General features: G+C 63.9%; 17 protein-coding genes, 1 tRNA gene and 1 pseudogene. All 19 read right to left on the minus strand.

Annotated features, from left to right (window positions below):
* The coding region (locus AC1DIO_RS33145; protein ID WP_476854743.1) for a GTP-binding protein at positions 1 to 323 on the minus strand (323 nt) is incomplete at its 3' end.
* Positions 324 to 370: 47 nt separating this feature from the next.
* Positions 371 to 2,446, minus strand: a complete 2,076-nt coding sequence (gene fusA, locus AC1DIO_RS33150) for an elongation factor G (RefSeq protein ID WP_441493755.1) — start codon at positions 2,444 to 2,446, stop codon at positions 371 to 373.
* Positions 2,447 to 2,479: 33 nt separating this feature from the next.
* Positions 2,480 to 2,950, minus strand: coding sequence for a 30S ribosomal protein S7 (gene rpsG, locus AC1DIO_RS33155; RefSeq protein WP_043237120.1), 471 nt, complete (start codon positions 2,948 to 2,950; stop codon positions 2,480 to 2,482).
* A gap of 72 nt (positions 2,951 to 3,022) precedes the next feature.
* Positions 3,023 to 3,394: a 30S ribosomal protein S12 gene (gene rpsL, locus AC1DIO_RS33160; RefSeq protein ID WP_476854744.1), complete on the minus strand. Its 372-nt coding sequence runs from the start codon at positions 3,392 to 3,394 to the stop codon at positions 3,023 to 3,025.
* Positions 3,395 to 3,968: 574 nt separating this feature from the next.
* Positions 3,969 to 5,099: a helix-turn-helix transcriptional regulator gene (locus AC1DIO_RS33165; RefSeq protein ID WP_476775912.1), complete on the minus strand. Its 1,131-nt coding sequence runs from the start codon at positions 5,097 to 5,099 to the stop codon at positions 3,969 to 3,971.
* Positions 5,100 to 5,259: 160 nt separating this feature from the next.
* Positions 5,260 to 9,441, minus strand: coding sequence for a DNA-directed RNA polymerase subunit beta' (rpoC, locus tag AC1DIO_RS33170; protein WP_069880160.1), 4,182 nt, complete (start codon positions 9,439 to 9,441; stop codon positions 5,260 to 5,262).
* A 126-nt stretch (positions 9,442 to 9,567) separates the two neighbouring features.
* Positions 9,568 to 13,689 (minus strand): DNA-directed RNA polymerase subunit beta, encoded by a 4,122-nt coding sequence (rpoB, locus tag AC1DIO_RS33175; protein ID WP_476854745.1) that lies wholly within the window; start codon positions 13,687 to 13,689, stop codon positions 9,568 to 9,570.
* A 274-nt stretch (positions 13,690 to 13,963) separates the two neighbouring features.
* Positions 13,964 to 14,341 carry a 50S ribosomal protein L7/L12 gene (gene rplL, locus AC1DIO_RS33180; protein WP_043237129.1) on the minus strand — a complete coding sequence of 126 codons (378 nt, stop codon included), beginning with the start codon at positions 14,339 to 14,341 and terminating at the stop codon, positions 13,964 to 13,966.
* A 53-nt stretch (positions 14,342 to 14,394) separates the two neighbouring features.
* Complete coding sequence (gene rplJ / locus AC1DIO_RS33185; RefSeq protein WP_043237131.1) at positions 14,395 to 14,910, minus strand: 50S ribosomal protein L10; 516 nt, start codon at positions 14,908 to 14,910, stop codon at positions 14,395 to 14,397.
* A gap of 500 nt (positions 14,911 to 15,410) precedes the next feature.
* Positions 15,411 to 16,109: a 50S ribosomal protein L1 gene (gene rplA / locus AC1DIO_RS33190; RefSeq protein ID WP_043237132.1), complete on the minus strand. Its 699-nt coding sequence runs from the start codon at positions 16,107 to 16,109 to the stop codon at positions 15,411 to 15,413.
* A gap of 13 nt (positions 16,110 to 16,122) precedes the next feature.
* Positions 16,123 to 16,554 carry a 50S ribosomal protein L11 gene (gene rplK / locus AC1DIO_RS33195; protein WP_069880157.1) on the minus strand — a complete coding sequence of 144 codons (432 nt, stop codon included), beginning with the start codon at positions 16,552 to 16,554 and terminating at the stop codon, positions 16,123 to 16,125.
* A 155-nt stretch (positions 16,555 to 16,709) separates the two neighbouring features.
* Positions 16,710 to 17,327: a cytochrome b gene (locus AC1DIO_RS33200; protein ID WP_441508633.1), complete on the minus strand. Its 618-nt coding sequence runs from the start codon at positions 17,325 to 17,327 to the stop codon at positions 16,710 to 16,712.
* On the minus strand, positions 17,324 to 18,934 hold the full coding sequence (locus AC1DIO_RS33205; RefSeq protein ID WP_441508634.1) for a methyl-accepting chemotaxis protein: 1,611 nt from the start codon (positions 18,932 to 18,934) through the stop codon (positions 17,324 to 17,326). Before AC1DIO_RS33205 ends, AC1DIO_RS33200 begins: the two co-directional genes overlap by 4 nt.
* Before the next feature lie 107 nt (positions 18,935 to 19,041).
* Positions 19,042 to 19,575, minus strand: a complete 534-nt coding sequence (gene nusG, locus AC1DIO_RS33210; protein WP_043237137.1) for a transcription termination/antitermination protein NusG — start codon at positions 19,573 to 19,575, stop codon at positions 19,042 to 19,044.
* A gap of 13 nt (positions 19,576 to 19,588) precedes the next feature.
* Entirely contained in the window at positions 19,589 to 19,783 is a 195-nt protein-coding gene (secE, locus tag AC1DIO_RS33215) for a preprotein translocase subunit SecE (protein ID WP_043237138.1), read from the minus strand.
* Between the two features lie 146 nt (positions 19,784 to 19,929).
* Entirely contained in the window at positions 19,930 to 20,223 is a 294-nt protein-coding gene (locus AC1DIO_RS33220) for a hypothetical protein (RefSeq protein WP_441508655.1), read from the minus strand.
* Positions 20,190 to 20,310: pseudogene (locus AC1DIO_RS33225) on the minus strand (class I SAM-dependent methyltransferase); the annotation flags it as partial. The gene AC1DIO_RS33220 and the pseudogene AC1DIO_RS33225, both read right to left, overlap by 34 nt.
* Before the next feature lie 19 nt (positions 20,311 to 20,329).
* A tRNA-Trp gene (locus tag AC1DIO_RS33230) sits at positions 20,330 to 20,405 on the minus strand.
* A 133-nt stretch (positions 20,406 to 20,538) separates the two neighbouring features.
* Positions 20,539 to 20,811, minus strand: a 273-nt coding sequence (locus tag AC1DIO_RS33235) for an EF-Tu C-terminal domain-related protein (protein WP_473965331.1), incomplete at its 5' end; no start/stop codon positions are given.

A 20,811-nucleotide genomic window follows, 5' to 3' on the forward strand; every position in this document is an offset into this window, starting at 1 on the left:
GCCGACACGACCAGGATCGCGCCGTCCATCTGCGCCGCACCCGTGATCATGTTCTTCACGTAGTCGGCGTGGCCGGGGCAGTCGACATGCGCATAGTGACGGTTCGCAGTCTCGTACTCGACGTGAGCCGTCGAGATCGTGATGCCGCGAGCCTTCTCCTCAGGCGCCTTGTCGATCTGGTCATACGCCGTGAACKACGCGCCGCCCGACTCAGCCAGAACCTTCGTGATCGCAGCCGTCAAAGACGTCTTGCCATGGTCAACGTGACCAATCGTTCCGATATTGCAGTGCGGCTTCGTCCGCGCAAACTTCTCTTTGGCCATCGTAGCCTCCGTCAGATCTTGTTCAAATGTTCAGTCGAATGGGTGGATCAGGCGTACTTGGCCTGAACCTCGGCGGCGACCGCCGAAGGAACCTGCTCGTAGTGGTCGAACTGCATCGTGTAGTTGGCGCGTCCCTGGCTGAACGAGCGCAGCTGGTTGACATAGCCGAACATGTTCGCCAGCGGCACCATCGCGTTGACGACGACGGCGTTGCCGCGCATGTCCTGGCCCTGGATCTGGCCACGACGCGAGTTCAGATCGCCGATGACCGAACCGGTATAGTCTTCCGGGGTCACGACTTCGACCTTCATGATCGGCTCGAGCAGCACGGAACCGCCCTTCTGCAGACCTTCGCGAAGTGCAGCCCGCGAGGCGATTTCGAAGGCCAGGGCCGACGAGTCGACTTCGTGGAAGGCACCGTCGATCAACGTCACCTTGACGTCCACCACCGGGAAGCCGGCGAGCACGCCCGAACCGATAACCGAGTTCAGGCCCTTTTCGACGCCGGGGATGTATTCCTTCGGCACCGAGCCGCCGACGACCTTCGACTCGAACTCGAAGCCCTTGCCGGTCTCGTTCGGCTCGATGACCAGCTTGACGCGGGCGAACTGGCCCGTACCACCGGTCTGCTTCTTGTGGGTGTAGTCGACCTCAGCCTTCTTGGTCAGCGTCTCGCGATAGGCAACCTGAGGCGCGCCGATATTGGCGTCGACCTTGTAGGTGCGCTTCAGGATGTCGACCTTGATGTCGAGATGCAGTTCGCCCATGCCCTTCAGGATGGTCTGGCCGCTCTCCTGATCGGTCGAGACGCGGAAGGACGGATCCTCGTTCGCGAGCTTCGACAGGGCCAGGCCCAGCTTCTCCTGGTCGGCCTTGGACTTCGGCTCGATCGCGATCGTGATGACCGGCTCGGGGAACTCCATCCGCTCCAGGATGACCGCATGGGTCGGGTCGCACAGCGTGTCGCCGGTACGGACATCCTTGAGGCCGGCCAGGGCGACGATGTCGCCGGCAAAAGCCTCCTTGATGTCTTCACGGTTGTTCGCGTGCATCAGCAGCATGCGACCGACACGTTCCTTCTTGTCGCGCGTCGAGTTGATCACGCCGGCGCCGGTCTCGATCTTGCCCGAGTAGACGCGGCAGAAGGTGATCGTGCCGACGAAGGGGTCGTCCATGATCTTGAAGGCGAGCATTGAGAAGGGATCTTCGTCGCGCGGATGACGAACGGTCTCTTCTTCGGTCTTGAAATCGATGCCCTTGATGTCGCCACGATCGACCGGCGACGGCAGGTAATCGACGACCGCGTCGAGCAGGGGCTGAACGCCCTTGTTCTTGAAGGACGAGCCGCAGAGCACGGGGTGGAAGGCGCGACGCTGGACCGCGGTGCGGACCAGCTGGCGCAGCGTGTCGGCAGACGGCTCGGTGCCTTCGAGATAGGCTTCCATCGCCGCATCGTCCATCTCGACGGCGGCTTCGACCAGCTTGCCACGATACTCGGCAGCCTTGTCGGCGAGATCGGCAGGGATCTCCTTCTCTTCGAAGGAGGCGCCCAGCGCTTCGCCGTTCCAGACGATCGCCTTCATCTTCACCAGGTCGATGACGCCGGCGAATTCCGCCTCCGAACCGATCGGGATCTGCAGGCAGACCGGCTTGCCGGCGACGCGGTCAATGATGTCCTGGACGCAGCGATAGAAATCGGCGCCGATCTTGTCCATCTTGTTGACGAAGACGACGCGCGGAACGTCGTACTTGTCGGCCTGGCGCCAGACGGTCTCAGTCTGGGGCTCGACGCCCTGGTTGCCGTCGAGCACGCAGACGGCACCATCGAGCACGCGCAGCGAACGCTCGACTTCAATGGTGAAGTCGACGTGGCCAGGGGTGTCGATGATGTTCAGGCGATGGTCGCGCCACAGGCAGGTCGTCGCGGCGGAGGTGATCGTGATGCCACGCTCCTGCTCCTGCGTCATCCAGTCCATGGTGGCCGCGCCATCATGGACTTCGCCGATCTTATGCGACTTGCCGGTATAGAACAGGATACGCTCGGTCGTCGTCGTCTTGCCGGCGTCGATATGCGCCATGATACCGAAGTTGCGGTACCGATCGATGGGATGGGAACGGGGCATGAGAGTGCTCTGTCTTTCGTCGGGTGCCGCGGATTACCAGCGGTAATGCGAGAAGGCGCGGTTGGCTTCCGCCATCCGGTGCGTGTCTTCACGCTTCTTCACCGCGTTGCCGCGGTTGTTCGCCGCGTCCATCAGCTCGGCCGAGAGACGCTCAACCATGGTCTTGTCGTTACGGCCGCGAGCAGCCGAGATCAGCCAGCGGATCGCCAGCGCCTGACGGCGCTCGGTGCGAACCTCGACCGGAACCTGGTAGGTCGCGCCACCGACACGACGCGAGCGAACCTCGATCGCCGGGGCGACGTTCTCGAGCGCGCTCTTGAAGACGGAAAGCGGGTCGCTCTTCGTCTTGCCTTCGATGATGTCGAAAGCGCCGTAGACGATCCGCTCTGCGGTCGACTTCTTACCTTCGTACATCACGGAGTTCATGAACTTCGTGACCACGATATCACCGAACTTCGGGTCCGGGATAACTTCGCGTTTTTCGGCGCTATGGCGGCGGGACATCGTCTAGTCTCCGGTCAAATCTCAAAAGCTGCGAACCGCCTCAGCATCAAGCCTCGGCGGTCGGGCAGAAAATCACTTAGGACGCTTGGCGCCGTACTTCGAACGGCGTTGCTTGCGGTTCTTGACGCCCTGCGTATCGAGCACACCGCGCAGGATGTGGTAGCGCACGCCGGGCAAGTCCTTGACGCGACCGCCGCGGATCATCACCACGGAGTGTTCCTGAAGGTTGTKACCTTCACCCGGGATGTAGCCAATGACCTCGAAGCCGTTGGTCAAACGCACCTTGGCAACCTTACGAAGCGCCGAGTTCGGCTTCTTCGGAGTGGTCGTATAGACGCGGGTGCAAACGCCACGCTTCTGCGGGCAGGACTCAAGCGCCGGAGCGGTGTTGCGCGCCTTGACGGGCGAGCGCGGCTTGCGGATCAGCTGGCTGATTGTCGGCATTCTGGCCTCTCGCTCCACTGAGCGGTTGGAATTCTTTTCGGTCGCTCCCCGAACCGGTCAAAGCCATGACATAAACGAAGCCGCGCCGTCGGCTCCCCTCGGGGGCCTCAGGCGCGCTCGCCATGCAGAGGAACACGGAACTCGTCCGCATTCATGCGTCTTGCCATGTCGTCAATCGACGCAGGAATTTACGACGGCGTTTCGGTCGCGAAATTCGCTCGCAGCAGAGGCAAGCGACAAACGTGTCCGACAACCGTCGACAGTGGCGCGCTTATGACTCAGGTGGAGATTCGCGTCAACCCCGAATTCGCATTCGCAGCGAAAGCGTTAACCACCACCCTGCTGAGGGCCGGCTCGGCCGTCATGGCCCCCCGGAGGTCGGCAGGCGGCTGAGGGTGAAGATCACCAATGCCGTCAGGGCAAGGTAGAGCGAAGCGCCGCGCAACACCACCATAGCCACTCCCCTCTTCCCAACCAATCATGCGTCGACGGGTTGCGGTCCAGGCAACTCCCATTTGGGAGCGGTGATCTTCGGGTGCGATTGCCGCAGTATGATCTCATCAGCCGAACGGGGCTAGCGCAGCACCAGTCTGGCCAGCAGGGCGGATAGCTCGCTCTGGCGGGAAACGCCCACCTTGGCGAAGACGCGCTTGAGCGTGGTCCGCGCCGTCTCCTCCGAGATTCCCAGGGCCTGGGACGCGTTGCGAGGGGCAAGTCCTGCGCCGACGAGCGCAGCGATCCGGGCCTCGGCCAATGTGAGGCCGAACAGGTCGCGCACGAGCGCCGGATCGGCGGGCTCGCCTGGCTGCGCGCTGGTCACGACGGCAATCACACTGGTCTCTGAGAGCATGCGCTCTACGCCCGTGGCAGTGGGTGTGCAGACCGGCAGGACATGCACGGCAAGCGTCCCGTCGCGATCCAGTCCGGGGATCAGCAGCGGCCGCGGCACCGCCGTCAAGGTATCGGCACTCGCCGCGCCCGCTCGTGCGATCGCTTCGGACAAGGCCTCCTGCTGCAGGACGGAGCGCGCCGCCAGTCGACCTTGCGAGATCAGTAGCGCATCACCGCATAACTGCTCCGCGACGGGGTTTGCGAAAATCACGTGACCGGTTGCATCGAGCAAGAACACCCCCACGCTCAGCCGCGCCAGCACGTCGGCCAGTGACTGCTGGGTCGCTTCCGCGGTGATCAGGCGGATGCCGAGCCTGAGCGCATTCTCGACATGCCGCCCCAGCTGGCTGAGTGCTGCGAGCTCCTCCTCGGCGAAGGCTGGCTTGCTGTCGGCGCGCTGGATCGAGAGCGCAACGGCGACATGGGGGTCCGGCGAGATGCTGACGCCTGCGAACCATTTCAGCCCCTGGCGCTTGAGGAACTGGCTGTAGAACGGCAGGGTTTCGAGTTCCTCGGACGTTGCGATGTGACGTTCGGTGATCGCATTGCTCCGGGTCAGGTATCCCCTCTCGCGCGAGCGGGCGAAGCGCACATCGTGCCGCCACCATTCGTCCCGGTCATACTCCTTCTGCCCCTCGGCGAGGCTCGGCGAGACAATGATCCCGTAGCTGCCATCGTCCCGCTGGTAGATCATCACGGCGCCGACATCGTCGAAGCAATCGGCAATGGCCTGCAGAGCGGCGGGCCAAAGCGACGGCGTGGCCGCGGCCGCATAGACCGCCTCCACCGCACTGACAAAGCGCTGACCGTCCATCGACGAACTCCCAACTGATTAACATGTTAGATCACAGCTGGTCGCGGAGGCGAAATTCTCCTTTCGTCGCTGAGGCTGCCATGAACAGGCCGGAGAGCCTGCGCCAAACAAAAAGGGCCGCCCGAAGGCGGCCCTTTCGCAAGTCGTGTTCAGCAGCGCCTTATTCGGCTGCCGGAAGCACGGCCGCAGCAGCTGCAGCCTTGGCCGCCGCATCCGCCTTCTGGCCGACGATCAGATCGTCGCGGCGCAGCGCCACCTGCTTGATCCGGGCAACCTGGGCGCCCGTGCCGGCCGGGATGAGCGAGCCGACGATGACGTTCTCCTTGAGGCCTTCGAGGGTATCGTACTTGCCGTTGACCGCCGCCTCGGTGAGGACGCGGGTGGTCTCCTGGAACGACGCCGCCGAGATGAAGGAGCGCGTCTGCAAGCTCGCCTTGGTGATGCCGAGCAGGACCGGAACGCCGCTGGCCGGCTTCTTGCCCTCTTCGCGCATCTTGGCGTTGATCTCCTCCAGTTCGATCCGATCGATCTGGTCGCCGGTGATGATGTCGGTATCACCGGACTCGGTGATCTCGATCTTTTGCAGCATCTGCCGGACGATGACCTCGATGTGCTTGTCGTTGATGCCCACGCCCTGGAGGCGATAGACCTCCTGGATCTCGTTGACGAGATAAGCCGCGAGCTCTTCGACGCCCTTGATCGCCAGGATGTCGTGCGGTGCCGGATTGCCGTCCAGGATGTAGTCGCCCATCTCGACGACGTCGCCGTCCTGGAGATGGATGTGCTTGCCCTTCGGGATCAGGTACTCGAGCCCGTCCGAGCCGTCATGCGGGGTCAACGTGACCCGGCGCTTGTTCTTGTAGTCCTTGCCGAAGCCGATGACACCGGCCTTCTCGGCGATGATCGCCGCATCCTTCGGACGACGTGCCTCGAACAGTTCCGCCACCCGCGGCAGACCGCCGGTGATGTCACGGGTCTTGGCCGAGTCGGTCGAGACACGGGCGAGCACGTCGCCTGCCTTGGTCATCTGGCCCGGCTCCATCGAGATGATGCCGTCGACGGGCAGGATGTAGCGGGCTTCGCCACCGCGGGCGAGCTTCGCAACCTTGCCGTCAGGGCCGTGCACCGTGATCGCCGGACGCAGATCCGACGTCCGGGCCGACCCACGCCAGTCGATGACGACGCGCTTGCTGATGCCGGTCGCCTCGTCCGTCGTCTCGGTGATCGACATGCCGTCCACGAGATCCTCGTAGCCGACAGAGCCGTCCACCTCGGCCAGGATCGGGCGGGAATAGGGATCCCACTCCGCCAGGCGCTGGCCGCGCTTGACCTTGTCGCCTTCGTCGACCCGCATCTTCGAGCCGAACTGGACACGGTGCACCGCGCGCTCGGCGCCGTCCGGACCGACGATCACGATGGCGATGTTGCGCGCCATGGCGATCAGGTCACCATCCGAGTTGCGCGCCGCATTGCGGTTGCGGATCTTCACCGTGCCCTCGAAATTGGACTCGATGAACGACTGGTCCGCGATCGTCGCCGCGCCGCCGATGTGGAAGGTACGCATGGTGAGCTGCGTGCCCGGCTCGCCGATCGATTGTGCCGCGATGACGCCGACCGCCTCACCCATGTTGACGGGCGTGCCGCGGGCAAGATCGCGCCCGTAGCAGGTGGCGCAGACGCCGTTCTTGGTCTCGCAGGTGAGAACCGAACGGATCTTCACCTCCTGGACGCCGGCGGCGTTGATCTTCTCGATATGGCTTTCCTCGATCATCGTACCCTTCGGCACGAGGACGTTGCCATCGATATCCGTGACATCTTCCGCCGCAGAGCGGCCGAGGATGCGGATGCCGAGCGAAGCCACGACCTGACCGGCATCGATGATGGCGCGCATCTTGATGCCGTTATCCGAGCCGCAATCGACCTCGGAGATGATGGCATCCTGCGCCACGTCGACGAGACGGCGGGTGAGATAACCCGAGTTTGCCGTCTTGAGCGCGGTATCGGCCAGACCCTTACGGGCACCGTGCGTCGAGTTGAAGTACTCGAGCACGTCCAGGCCTTCCTTGAAGTTCGAGATGATCGGGCTCTCGATGATCTCGCCGGACGGCTTGGCCATCAGGCCGCGCATGGCGGCGAGCTGGCGCATCTGGGCCGGCGAACCACGGGCACCCGAGTGGCTCATCATGTAGATCGAGTTKATCGGCTTATCGCGGCCGTTCTCGTCCTTCTTAACGGTCGAGATGCGCGCCATCATCTCCTGGGCGAGCTTGTCGGAGCACTTCGCCCAGGCGTCGACGACCTTGTTGTACTTCTCGCCCTGAGTKATCAGGCCGTCCTGGTACTGCTGCTCGTAGTCCTTGGCGAGCGCACGGGTGGTGTCGACGATCTCCCACTTGTTCTCCGGCACGACCATGTCGTCCTTGCCGAAGGAGATGCCGGCCTTGAAGGCGTGCTTGAAGCCGAGGCCCATGACGCGATCGCAGAAGATKACCGATTCCTTCTGACCGCAGCCGCGATAGACGGCGTCGATCATTCCGGAGATCTCCTTCTTCGTCATCAGGCGATTGACGACGTCGAAGGTCACGGCCGGGTGCTCAGGCAGCGCGGTCGAGAGGATCACGCGGCCGGGCGTGGTGTCGTAGATCTTGGTGTAGGACTTGCCGTCCTGGCCGACGCCGGTCCAGCGATATTTGATCTTCGAATGCAGCGTCACGACCTTCTCGTGCAGCGCATATTCGAGTTCGCCGAAATCGCCGAAGATCTTGCCCTGGCCCGGCTCGCCATCCGAGATGATCGAGAGGTAATACAGGCCGAGCACGATATCCTGCGACGGCACGATGATCGGCTGGCCGTTCGCCGGGTGCAGGATGTTGTTGGTCGACATCATCAGCACGCGCGCTTCCAGCTGCGCCTCGAGCGACAGCGGGACGTGCACGGCCATCTGGTCGCCGTCGAAGTCGGCGTTGAACGCGGCGCAGACCAGCGGGTGAAGCTGGATCGCCTTGCCTTCGATCAGCACCGGCTCGAAGGCCTGGATGCCGAGACGGTGCAGCGTCGGAGCGCGGTTCAGCAGCACCGGATGCTCGCGGATGACCTCGTCCAGGATATCCCAGACTTCCGGCTTCTCCTTCTCGACCAGCTTCTTGGCCTGCTTGACCGTGGTCGAGTAGCCCTTCGCATCGAGACGCGCATAGATGAACGGCTTGAACAGCTCGAGCGCCATCTTCTTCGGCAGGCCGCACTGGTGCAGCTTCATCTCCGGGCCGACGACGATGACCGAACGGCCGGAATAGTCGACGCGCTTGCCCAGCAGGTTCTGCCGGAAGCGGCCCTGCTTGCCCTTCAGCATGTCGGCGAGCGACTTCAGCGGGCGCTTGTTGGCACCCGTGATGACGCGGCCGCGGCGGCCGTTGTCGAACAATGCGTCGACCGATTCCTGCAGCATCCGCTTCTCGTTGCGGATGATGATGTCCGGCGCACGCAGCTCGATCAGGCGCTTCAAGCGGTTATTGCGGTTGATGACGCGGCGATAGAGATCGTTCAGATCCGAGGTCGCGAAGCGGCCGCCATCCAGCGGCACCAGCGGACGCAGATCGGGCGGGATCACCGGAACGATGGTCATCACCATCCATTCCGGCTTGTTGCCGGATTCCTGGAACGCCTCGATGATCTTGAGGCGCTTCATCAGCTTCTTGGGCTTCAGCTCCGAGGTCGTCGTCGCGATCTCGTGCTTCAGATCCATGTTGATCTTGTCGAGATCGAGCGCGCGCAGCATCTCGCGGATGGCTTCCGCGCCGATCATCGCCGTGAAGGTGTCAGCGCCATACTCTTCCTGGCAGCGGACATACTCCTCCTCGGACAGGAGCTGACGGTCCTTGAGGGGCGTCAGGCCCGGCTCGATGACGACATACGACTCGAAATAGAGCACCCGCTCGAGCTCCTTGAGCGGCATGTCCATCAGCAGGCCGATGCGCGACGGCAGCGACTTCAGGAACCAGATATGGGCAACCGGAGCGGCGAGTTCGATATGGCCCATGCGCTCGCGTCGGACGCGTGCGAGCGTCACTTCGACGCCGCACTTCTCGCAGATCACGCCCTTGAACTTCATGCGCTTGTACTTGCCGCACAAGCACTCGTAGTCCTTGATCGGCCCAAAGATGCGGGCGCAAAACAGGCCGTCGCGCTCGGGCTTGAAGGTACGGTAGTTGATGGTCTCGGGCTTCTTGATCTCGCCATAGGACCACGACAGGATCTTTTCCGGGCTCGCGATCGAAATCTTGATCGCGTCGAACGCCTGCTGTGTCGGCTGCTGGCCGAAAAGGTTCATGACCTCTTGCTTCATCGCCTGTCTCCTGCCGCCGGCGGGGGAGTGAACCGCCCTGCCCGGCCATCATGCGAATAAGCCGGCGGCGTGAGTGTCGCCGGCATGCTGTGTTCGTCTCGAGGCGGCCCGTTTGGGCCCGCCCCCTTATTCGGCAGCTTCGGCCGGCGGCAATTCGCCCGGCTTCTGCTTGTTGCTGATCAATTCGACATTGAGGCCGAGCGAGCGCATTTCCTTGACGAGAACGTTGAAGCTCTCGGGGATGCCCGCCTCGAAATTGTCCTCGCCGCGCACGATCGACTCGTAGACCTTGGTGCGGCCCGCCACGTCGTCCGACTTCACCGTCAGCATTTCCTGAAGGGTGTAGGCGGCGCCGTAGGCTTCGAGCGCCCAGACCTCCATTTCGCCGAAGCGCTGACCGCCGAACTGCGCCTTGCCGCCCAGCGGCTGCTGGGTAACGAGCGAGTACGGGCCGATCGAACGCGCGTGGATCTTGTCGTCGACCAGGTGGTGCAGCTTCAGCATGTAGATGTAGCCGACCGTGACCTTACGATCGAAGGGCTCGCCGGTCCGTCCGTCATAGAGCGTGACCTGACCGGACTTGTTGAGCCCCGCCTGCTCGAGCAGATGCTCGATGTCCGACTCCTTGGCGCCGTTGAAGACCGGGGTCGCGATCGGAACGCCGCGGCGCAGGTTCTGGCCCATCTCGACCAGCTCCGCATCGTCCATCGACGCAACGATCTCGTTGTCGCCATACACGGCCTCGAAGCTTGCCCGCAGAGCCTTGCCGTCATGCGCCTTCTTGTAGACGTCGATGGCCTTGGCGATCTGCTTGCCGAGACCGGCAGCGGCCCAGCCCAGATGGGTCTCCAGGATCTGACCGACATTCATGCGGCTCGGCACGCCGAGCGGGTTCAGCACGATGTCGGCATGGGTTCCGTCCTCGAGGAAGGGCATGTCCTCGGCGGGAACGATGCGCGAGACGACGCCCTTGTTTCCGTGACGGCCGGCCATCTTGTCGCCCGGCTGGATCTTGCGCTTCACGGCGACGAAGACCTTGACCATCTTCATCACGCCCGGAGGCAGTTCGTCGCCGCGCTGCAGCTTCTCGACCTTGTCGAGGAAGCGCTGCTCGAGGCGCTTCTTCGACTCGTCGTACTGCTTCCGCATCGCCTCGATTTCGGTCATCAGGGCGTCGTCGCCGACGGCGAACAACCACCACTGCGAACGCGGGAACTCGCTCATTCCCTCGCGGGTGATGACCGTGTCCTTCTTGAAGCCCTTCGGACCAGCAAGGCCGGTCTTGCCGGTCAGGATCTCGGCCAGACGCGCAAAGGTGTTGCGGTCCAGGATCGCCTGCTCGTCGTCGCGGTCCTTGGCAAGACGCTCGATCTCCTCGCGCTCGATCGCCTGGGCGCGCTCGTCCTTGTCGACGCCGTGGCGATTGAACACGCGCACTTCGACGATGGTGCCCTGCACGCCCGGCGGAACACGCAGCGAGGTGTCGCGGACATCCGAAGCCTTCTCGCCGAAGATGGCGCGCAGAAGCTTCTCTTCCGGCGTCATCGGGCTTTCGCCCTTCGGCGTGATCTTGCCGACCAGGATGTCGCCCGCAGCGACTTCCGCGCCGATATAGACGATGCCGGCTTCGTCGAGGTTCTTCAGCGCCTCTTCCGAAACGTTCGGAATGTCGCGCGTGATTTCCTCAGGGCCCAGCTTCGTATCGCGGGCCATGACCTCGAATTCCTMGATATGGATCGAGGTGAAGATGTCTTCCGAGACGATCTTCTCCGAGAGCAGGATCGAGTCCTCGAAGTTGTAGCCGTTCCACGGCATGAACGCGACGAGCACGTTGCGGCCGAGAGCCAGTTCGCCGAGCTCCGTCGACGGGCCGTCGGCGACGATGTCGCCCTTCTTGATCATGTCGCCGACGCGCACCAGCGGACGCTGCGTGATGCAGGTCGACTGGTTCGAGCGCTGGAACTTCTGCAGACGGTAGATGTCGACGCCCGGCTTGGTCGGGTCCATCTCGTCGGAGGCGCGGATAACGATACGCGTCGCGTCGACCTGGTCGACGACGCCGGCGCGCCGGGCAGCGATGGCGGCACCCGAGTCACGGGCGACGACCGCTTCCATGCCGGTGCCGACGAAGGGCGCGTCGGCACGAACCAGCGGCACCGCCTGGCGCTGCATGTTCGAGCCCATCAGCGCGCGGTTGGCGTCGTCGTTCTCAAGGAACGGGATCAGCGCGGCGGCGACCGAAACGAGCTGCTTCGGGGACACGTCCATGAAGTCGACCTTGTCGACCGGCGTGACGATGACTTCACCGGCGCGGCGGCAAACGATCAGGTCGTCGGTCAGACGGCCGCTCGCATCGGTCGCGGCGTTCGCCTGGGCGACGTTGTACTTCGCCTCCTCCATCGCCGAGAGATAGATGATCTCGTCGGTGAGCTGGCCGTCGCGGATGCGGCGGTAGGGGCTCTCGATGAAGCCGTACTTGTTCACCCGCGCGAAGGTGGCGAGCGAGTTGATCAGTCCGATATTCGGACCTTCCGGCGTTTCGATCGGGCAGATGCGGCCGTAATGGGTCGGGTGCACGTCGCGCACCTCGAAGCCGGCGCGCTCGCGGGTCAGACCACCTGGGCCAAGCGCCGAAAGACGGCGCTTGTGAGTGACTTCCGAAAGCGGGTTCGTCTGGTCCATGAACTGCGAGAGCTGCGACGAGCCGAAGAACTCGCGCACGGCGGCAGCCGCCGGCTTGGCGTTGATCAGGTCCTGCGGCATCACCGTGTCGATATCGACCGACGACATGCGCTCCTTGATGGCGCGCTCCATGCGCAGCAGGCCCAGGCGGTACTGGTTCTCCATGAGCTCGCCGACCGAGCGCACACGGCGGTTGCCGAGATGGTCGATGTCGTCGATCTCGCCCTTGCCGTCGCGCAGGTCGACCAGCGCCTTGACGACCGCGAAGATGTCCTCCTTGCGCAGGATGCGCACGGTGTCCTCGGCGTCGAGATCGAGACGCATGTTCATCTTCACGCGACCGACGGCCGAAAGGTCGTAGCGCTCCGAGTCGAAGAACAGCGACTGGAACATGTTCTCGGCGGTCTCGAGCGTCGGCGGCTCGCCGGGACGCATCACGCGGTAGATGTCGAACAGCGCTTCCTCGCGGCGCGAGTTCTTGTCCACGTTGAGCGTGTTGCGGATGTAGGGACCGACCGTGATGTGGTCGATATCCAGCACCGGGATCTCGTCGAAACCTTCATCGGTCAGGAGCTTGAGCAGCTTCTCGCTGATCTCCTCGCCCGCCTCGGCGAAGACCTCGCCGGTCGCCGGATTGACCAGATCCTCGGCAATGTACTGGCCGTAGAGATCCTCGTCAGTGGCGCGCAGGAACTTCAGGCCCTTCTCGGCGAGCTGGCGGGCGGTACGGGCGACCAGCTTCTTGCCGGCCTCGACCACGACCTCGCCGGTGTCGGCGTCGATCATGTCGACCGTCGCCTTGAAGCCCTTCATGCGCTCGGCGTCATAGGGAACGCGCCAGCCCTGCTTATCCTTGGCGTAGGCGATGTGGTTGTAGAAGCGGCTGAGGATCTCCTCGCCGTCCATGCCGAGGGCGAACAGCAGCGACGTCACCGGGATCTTACGCTTCCGGTCGATACGCGCGTAGACGATGTCCTTGGCGTCGAACTCGATGTCCAGCCAGGAGCCGCGATAGGGGATGATGCGCGCGGCAAAGAGCAGCTTGCCCGACGAATGGGTCTTGCCCTTGTCGTGATCGAAGAACACGCCCGGCGAGCGGTGCATCTGCGAGACGATGACGCGCTCGGTGCCGTTGACGATGAAGGTGCCGTTATCCGTCATGAGCGGCATGTCGCCCATGTAGACATCCTGCTCCTTGATGTCCTTGACCGACTTCGCCTGGGTGTCGGGATCGATATCGAACACGATCAGGCGCAGCGTCACCTTGAGCGGGGCCGAGAAGGTCATGCCGCGCTGACGGCATTCGTCGACGTCGTATTTCGGCGGCTCGAAGGTGTATTTCACGAATTCAAGCAGCGAAGCGCCAGCGAAATCGCCGATCGGGAACACCGACTTGAAGACGGACTGCAAGCCCTCGTCGGAGCGGCCGCCCTTGGGCTCGTCCACCATCAGGAACTGGTCGTAAGACGCCTTCTGAACCTCGATGAGGTTCGGCATCTGCGCGACTTCCTTGAGTTTTCCGAAGAACTTGCGGACGCGTCTGCGGCCCTGGAGCGAATTGACCATGTTGTTCCTCGCGATCTCTCTCGGACGGCTCACCCGGCGGCCCGCTCACGGACCAGTCTTGGCAGCCACAGGCCGCCGGGGGAGCCGTTCGGCGCTTCGGCGCGCCGACATCAACTGAACTGGCCTTCCCGATGGGGCTCGTGCCCCGGAAAGCCTCTTGCATTCCTTGCGCCGCATTCCGCTTGCCGGAAACGACGCAACAGCCCCGGAGGCGGAAGACCGCCCCGGGACTGTCGTGTACGACTAGGGTCGGACCGGCATCAGCCGGCCCTGCTCACTTGAGCTCGACCTTGGCGCCGACGGCCTCGAGCTGCTTCTTGAGCTTCTCGGCCTCGTCCTTGGTCACGCCTTCCTTGAGCGGCTTCGGAGCGGCTTCCACCAGATCCTTGGCTTCCTTCAGGCCGAGACCGGTGATGGCGCGGACTTCCTTGATCACTTCGATCTTCTTGTCGCCGGCGGCGGCGAGAACGACAGTGAACTCGGTCTGCTCTTCAACAGCAGCAGCCGGAGCGCCACCGGCCGGGCCAGCCGCAACGGCGACGGCGGCAGCGGCAGAAACGCCCCACTTCTCTTCGAGAAGCTTGGCGAGGTCAGCGGCCTCGAGGACGGTCAGGGAGGACAGCTCGTCAACGAGCTTAGCAAGATCAGCCATGGTATGTTCCTACGATAAAGAGGTTCGAACGTTGATCAGGTTGGCAGACGGCCTCAGGCCGCATCCTTGTCGGCATATGCCTGAAACACGCGAGCGAGCTTTGCAGCAGGCGCGGTCGAGAGCTGGGCGATCTTGGTTGCCGGGGCCTGGAGAAGGCCGAGCAACTTGGCGCGCAGTTCGTCGAGCGAGGGCATCGTGGCCAGGGCCTTGACACCATCGGGGTTCAGGGAGGTCTTGCCCATCGCGCCACCGAGGATGACAAGCTTGTCATTGTCCTTGGCGAAAGCGACGGCGACCTTCGGCGCCGCGACCGGATCGCTGGAATAAGCGATCAGGGTGGGGCCCTTCAGCAGGGGACTGATGGACGCGACGTCGGTGCCTTCAAGAGCGATCTTGGCCAGCCGGTTCTTTGCGACCTTCACAGTGGCGCCATTGGCCTTCATCTCACGACGAAGCTTCTGGAACTGTGCCACCGTCAAGCCCGCATAGTGGGCCACGACAACGACCGACGTGTTTGCGAACACGCCGTTCAGTGTCGCGACGGCATCATTCTTTGCCGCTCTTTCCACTGGGCTCTCTCCGGTAGGCGGCAAGACGAAACCTTGCCGCCAGTTGCACTTGTCGCGCAGGCTAGGCCGATTGACACCGGCCGGTCACATGCGCGACGCTCAGTGCCCTGTCCCCTTCCCCGGCATCAGCCACGGTCGGGCGAGATGGTTCGAACCGTCTCGAGGTCTCTCGACCTCGGGTAAGCTCTTGCACCGTCTATGCAGGCCTCTTGGCGAAATTATGCCCTCGGGCGAACCCGAAGCGCACCTGCAGTCTCAGACAGGACTGGGTGATTCCGGCGCGAAGATCGCTCCGCACGCCCGAAAAACCCATTCTTCGACGGTAAACCGTCGAAAAACGCGAAACGGACCTCCTCGTGCAAAGCACGCGGAAGCCCTGATCACTTATGGAAACATCGGGATGTCATAGCGACTTCCCTCGCTTCTGCCAAGTGGTGTCTTGATCCCGCGAGATCAAGACGAGCTTGCGGCCGGCGCGAAGCCGGCCGCATGGAAGCCTATCAGCCGCCCAGAACCGTGTTCGGCTCGATCTTGACGCCCGGACCCATGGTCGAGGAGATCGCGACGCGCTGGACATAGGTGCCCTTGGCGCCGGCGGGCTTCGCCTTGGCAACCGAATCCGCGAAGGCACGGATGTTCTCTTCGAGCTTCTCAGCCGTGAACGAGACCTTGCCGACGGCAGCATGCACGATGCCGGCCTTCTCGACGCGGAACTCGACCGAGCCACCCTTGGAGGCTGCAACCGCGCTGGTCACGTCCATGGTCACCGTCCCGACCTTCGGGTTCGGCATCAGGCCGCGCGGGCCGAGCACCTTACCGAGGCGGCCGACGAGCGGCATCATGTCCGGGGTCGCGATGCAGCGATCGAAGTCGATCGTGCCCTTCGAGACGATGTCGACCAGCTCCTCGGCGCCAACGACGTCGGCCCCGGCCTTCTTGGCCTCCTCGGCCTTGGCGCCACGAGCGAACACGGCGACGCGCAGGACGCGGCCCGAGCCGTTCGGCAGGTTGCAGACGCCACGGACCATCTGGTCGGCGTGACGCGGATCGACACCGAGATTCATCGCAACTTCGACGGTCTCGTCGAACTTGGCGGTGGCGCGGCCCTTGATCAGGGCAACGGCTTCGGTGAGCGGGTAGAGCTTGGTGCGGTCGATGCCCTCACGGGCCTTGACGACGCGTTTTCCGACGTGTGCCATTGATCCGTTCCCCTCAGCCCACGACTTCCAGGCCCATGGACCGGGCAGAACCCCGGATCATGGCCACGGCCGATTCGACGTTATCGCAGTTCAGATCGGCCATCTTCTTCTCGGCGATCTCCTTGAGCTGCGCCGAGGTGACCTTGCCGACATTGCCGCCGCGACCCGGGGTCTTCGAACCCGAGGTCAGGCCGGCCGCCTTCTTGAGGAAGTACGAAACCGGCGGCTGCTTCATCTCGAAGGTGAAGGAGCGATCCTGATACGCGGTGATGATCACCGGGATCGGCATGCCCTTTTCCATCTGCGCGGTCTTCGCATTGAAGGCCTTGCAGAATTCCATGATGTTGAGGCCGCGCTGACCCAGCGCCGGACCGATCGGCGGCGACGGATTGGCCGCGCCCGCCGGAACCTGAAGCTTCACGTAGCCCGTGATCTTCTTTGCCATGATGGCTGCTCCTGCCGTCCGAACCGGTGCCTACCGGAACGACGACGACCCCTCCCAGACAAAAAGCGTCCCGGGCCGGGGTGGTTGCAGAGCGTGGTGCGGCGAGGACTTCCGGTTGGCAAACCGGCACGCCTTCCACGCATGTGAGGCGCGGCCTATGGCATACTCGTGAACGAAGGGGAAGAGCTTTCGCGCTGCGGCATCTTCGCGGCCGCCCTTGAAGGGCGCCCCGCACCCCGCTGGACATAGTCGCCGAGCGCAATGCCGATGTGCAAGACGACCAGCCCCATCAGGACGAAGGCAAGCCAGGCATGGCTTTTGAACAGTGGCTCGGAATAGCCGGCCCCTTCCGGCCAGATCGCCGGCAGCGTCAGGCCAAGGGCGAGTTCCCGCGCACCAAAATCGGACACGCCGGCCCAGCCGAGCATCGGCACGATGATCAGCGCGGCATAGAGCACGCCGTGGACCGCCCTGTCTCCGCCCCCTTCCCGCCAGTGTCCGGTCAGGCGCGCCAGCACCCTGTAGGCCATGCGGAAGAGCACGAGCCCGAACAGCCCCGCACCGGTCGTCTTATGCAAGGCGTAGAGCGTGTCCGCCATCGGCCCATCGCCGATCTGCTTCATCAAGACACCGGAGCAGAAGAGCACGAGGACCAGCACCGCGGTGGCCCAGTGCAGCAGCTTTGCCAGGAACGGGAAGCTGCGTTGCCCCGCGCGATGCGCGGCGGCGCCCAACACAAGCCCCTCCCGGGACGGCGATATCGACATGGTCATGCGCGCATCCGTTGGGTCTCAGACATGAAGCCATCGACGGTCTGACGGAGTTCGGCAGCCTGGCGGCCGAGATCGGCAGACGCGTGCGTGACCGTCTCGGCAGTCCGACGCCAGTCCTCGACCATGCCGGCGACCTGTTCGACCTGATCAGCCACGAGGCGGACATCGCCGGCGGTCTTGCTTGTGCTCTCGCTGATCGAGCGAGAGCTCGCATCCTGCTTGCGCGCCAGATCGGCGATCGAATCGGCAGCGCGCTCCACCTGGTTGACCGAGGTGACCAGCGCACCGACCCGCATGGTGATGCGCTGAGCCGCGACATTGATCGAATCGAGCCCGCTCCGGACCTGATAGGTCGCTTCGGCGGAGCGGTTTGCCAGCTGCTTGACCTCGGCTGCAACCACGGCGAAGCCGCGGCCGCTCTCTCCGGCCCGGGCCGCCTCGATCGTGGCGTTGAGTGCGAGCAGATTGGTCTGGTTCGCGACCGTACCGATGATCTTGATGATCTCCGAAATTGCCCCAACCGCCTCGCATAGCACCACCGTATCGGCCGTGGCCTCCTCGACCAGCACCTTGGCGGCGGTCGCAACCTCGGTCGTCCGCTGTGCCTCGCCAGCCGTCGTCGTCAACAGGCGCGAGATATCGATCAGCGAGCGCGAGACATCATCGACATGGGTCGAGGCCCGCTGCGTCGAGCCGGCTGCGGCGGCCGCTCGCTCGTCCACGGAGCCCGAAAAGCGTGCGAGCTCGCCCGACGCGCCCGACATGCGCGCCGCATGTTGCTCCAGCACCGTTGCAATCGAAGCGATGCGCTGCTGGAAGGCCTGCCCCTGCAATTGGAGACGGTCACGCCGCTCGACCTCGTGCGACAGCACCTCGAGACGCTGTTTGGCCGCCTCCTGCTGGGCCTGCTCGCCGCGCAGATGGGCCAGCAGCGCCCGCGCCAGCATGCCGATCTCATCGCGCCGGATCGCCAGCTTGCCGATCCAGGCCCGGTCCCGCTCGACCGAGCCCAGGGCGCGCGCCATCCCGGTGATCGGCCGCACCAGCCAGCGATATTCCAGCGCGATGACGAGAACGACCAGGAACATGCCGAGCAGCGACAGCAGCAGCTTGTTCTGCCGGGCGTTGTCGACATGCAGAGCCAGCCGACCGCTGACCTCGGTCATGCCCTCGTTCAAGGCGACGCGCAGTTCGTTGCGCTTCGCGGCGAGCCGCTTCAGCGATTCGCGCGCTCCGATATGGTCCGATCCGACCTGCCCCGACAGCTCTCCGAGAAGATCGACAGCCTCCTGGGCGCGCGCATGGACGGAGCCGTGAAGGCGCATGGCGATATCGGCGACGCTCCGCGCCACCACTTCGATATCGGCTTTCTCCGCGGGCGGCCCGCTATCGGACAGAAGCGAGGCGTTCAGCCGCTGATAGGCGGAATCGGCCTGGGCGAGCGCATCACCCGCGCCAGCATACGCCACCAGATCCCGCGAGAATTGCGTCAGGCGGATCGAGCTGACGACATCGGCGGCGGCAAGGAGAAGCGCAACAAGACCAAGCAGCGCGCCCCAGACGGCAAGACGCTGACCGACAGTTGCCTTGAAGCTCTTCGGAAACATGCAAGCCCGCGCCGGATTTTCGGCGCGGACCTTGCGTCAGCATCGCTTAAAAGTGCCTTAACCAACAAGCTGCCGCAGAAAAATGCGGCCCTCGTGCAAGAGYGCGATCAGATCTTCTCGACCTGGCCGTATTCGAGCTCGACCGGCGTGGCGCGGCCGAAGATCGAGACCGCGACCTTGAGGCGGGCGCGTGCGTGATCGACGTCCTCGACGACACCGTTGAACGAGGCGAAGGGGCCGTCGGCAACCTTGACCTGCTCGCCGACCTCGAAGACCACCGTCGGCTTCGGGCGTTCGATGCCCTCGGCGACCTGGCCCTTGATCCGCATCGCCTCATGCTCGGGGATCGGCATGGGCTTGGCCTTGTCGGCCCCCAGGAAGCCGGTGACCTTCGGCGTGTTCTTGATCAGGTGATAGACCTCGTCGGTCATCTCGCACTTCACCAGGACGTAGCCCGGGAAGAACTTGCGCTCGGCGTCCACCTTGCGGCCACGACGAACCTCGACGACCTTCTCGGTCGGGACCAGCACCTCGTCGAACTTGTCGGCGAGATTGCGCTGCGCCGCCTGATCGCGGATCGACTGCGCGACCTTGTTCTCGAAGTTGGAATAGGCGTGGACGATGTACCAGCGGGTGCTCACGTCAAAACTCCGCTCAGCGTGCGCCAAGGATGAAACCGAGCGACCAGCGAATGATCGTATCGGTAAAGAGGAAGAACAGGCTCGCAGCCACGACCATGGCCAAGACGAGGCCGGTGGTGATCAGTGTCTCGCGCCGCGACGGCCAGGTAACCTTCGCGGCCTCCGAGCGCACCTCCTGCAGGAACTGGAAGGGGTTGGACTTCGCCATTGAGTGGTCACCTCGGTTTCGGGCCGCGCCCGATTCGGACGTCCTGAAAGATTCGCGGCGCGGGGCTCAGGGAGCCGCGCGCCGTCATGAGGCCTCTTACAACGCTCCGGCACGTTAGCCAAGCGCTTTTGATCCGAGCGCTCTCGTCAACCTCGGGGCGCTGCGGGCTTGCGGCAGGCGATCAGCAGGAAGGGCGGACGTTCGCGCTCCCTCGCCCACTCCGGATGTTCGCCGACCTGATCCGGACCGCCCCCCCATTCCTCGAGATGGGTCAGGATGAATCCGGCCGTCAGCAGCAACTGGAGATAGGTTCCGATAGTTCTATGCTGCTTGATGATGCCCTCGGCCGGCCAGTTCGTCCGGCGCGGCCCTTCGTCAAGATAGGGCCCGACCGGCCATGTCGGCGCAGTTCCGGCAGGAGGCGGCGCAGCGCATCCCACTCGGGCGCACCGTCAAGACCGTGGATCGAGCGTGGAACTGGCTGTAACCTTGGAAAAAGTCTCGTCGTCGTAGATGTTCTGCGTCATCGCAGTACGATCGCGAGACTGGCAGGGGCGGCAGGGCTCGAACCTGCGACACCCGGTTTTGGAGACCGGTACTCTACCAACTGAGCTACACCCCTGTAGTCGCGCAGTGCTTTGCCCCAACCCGCCGCGCATTTCAAGTCGAAAAAGAACCGATGTCGACAAGGCTGTGAGCAAAAAGAAAGGGCGGCGTTTCCGCCGCCCCTTCCGAACGCGATGGCGCGCTGTCGATCAGGCGATGATGCTGGCGACGACGCCGGCGCCGACGGTCCTGCCGCCTTCGCGGATGGCGAAGCGCAGCTTCTCCTCCATCGCGATCGGCACGATCAGGTGCACTTCCATGGCGATGTTGTCGCCAGGCATCACCATCTCGGTGCCCTCAGGCAGGTGCACCACGCCGGTCACGTCCGTCGTGCGGAAGTAGAACTGCGGGCGGTAGTTGGTGAAGAACGGCGTATGGCGGCCGCCCTCTTCCTTCGTCAGGATGTAGGCCTCGGCCTTGAA

It is taken from the genome of Allobosea sp. 05T439 (assembly GCF_056396005.1).

Bases quoted from the DNA above. Each gene is read 5' to 3' on its own strand.
- fusA (WP_441493755.1), bottom strand. From the start codon at position 2,446: ATGCCCCGTTCCCATCCCATCGATCGGTACCGCAACTTCGGTATCATG.
- rpsG (WP_043237120.1), bottom strand. From the start codon at position 2,950: ATGTCCCGCCGCCATAGCGCCGAAAAACGCGAAGTTATCCCGGACCCG.
- AC1DIO_RS33165 (WP_476775912.1), bottom strand. From the start codon at position 5,099: ATGGACGGTCAGCGCTTTGTCAGTGCGGTGGAGGCGGTCTATGCGGCC.
- rplL (WP_043237129.1), bottom strand. From the start codon at position 14,341: ATGGCTGATCTTGCTAAGCTCGTTGACGAGCTGTCCTCCCTGACCGTC.
- rplA (WP_043237132.1), bottom strand. From the start codon at position 16,109: ATGGCACACGTCGGAAAACGCGTCGTCAAGGCCCGTGAGGGCATCGAC.
- rplK (WP_069880157.1), bottom strand. From the start codon at position 16,554: ATGGCAAAGAAGATCACGGGCTACGTGAAGCTTCAGGTTCCGGCGGGC.
- AC1DIO_RS33200 (WP_441508633.1), bottom strand. From the start codon at position 17,327: ATGACCATGTCGATATCGCCGTCCCGGGAGGGGCTTGTGTTGGGCGCC.
- AC1DIO_RS33205 (WP_441508634.1), bottom strand. From the start codon at position 18,934: ATGTTTCCGAAGAGCTTCAAGGCAACTGTCGGTCAGCGTCTTGCCGTC.
- secE (WP_043237138.1), bottom strand. From the start codon at position 19,783: ATGGCGAAGTCCAACCCCTTCCAGTTCCTGCAGGAGGTGCGCTCGGAG.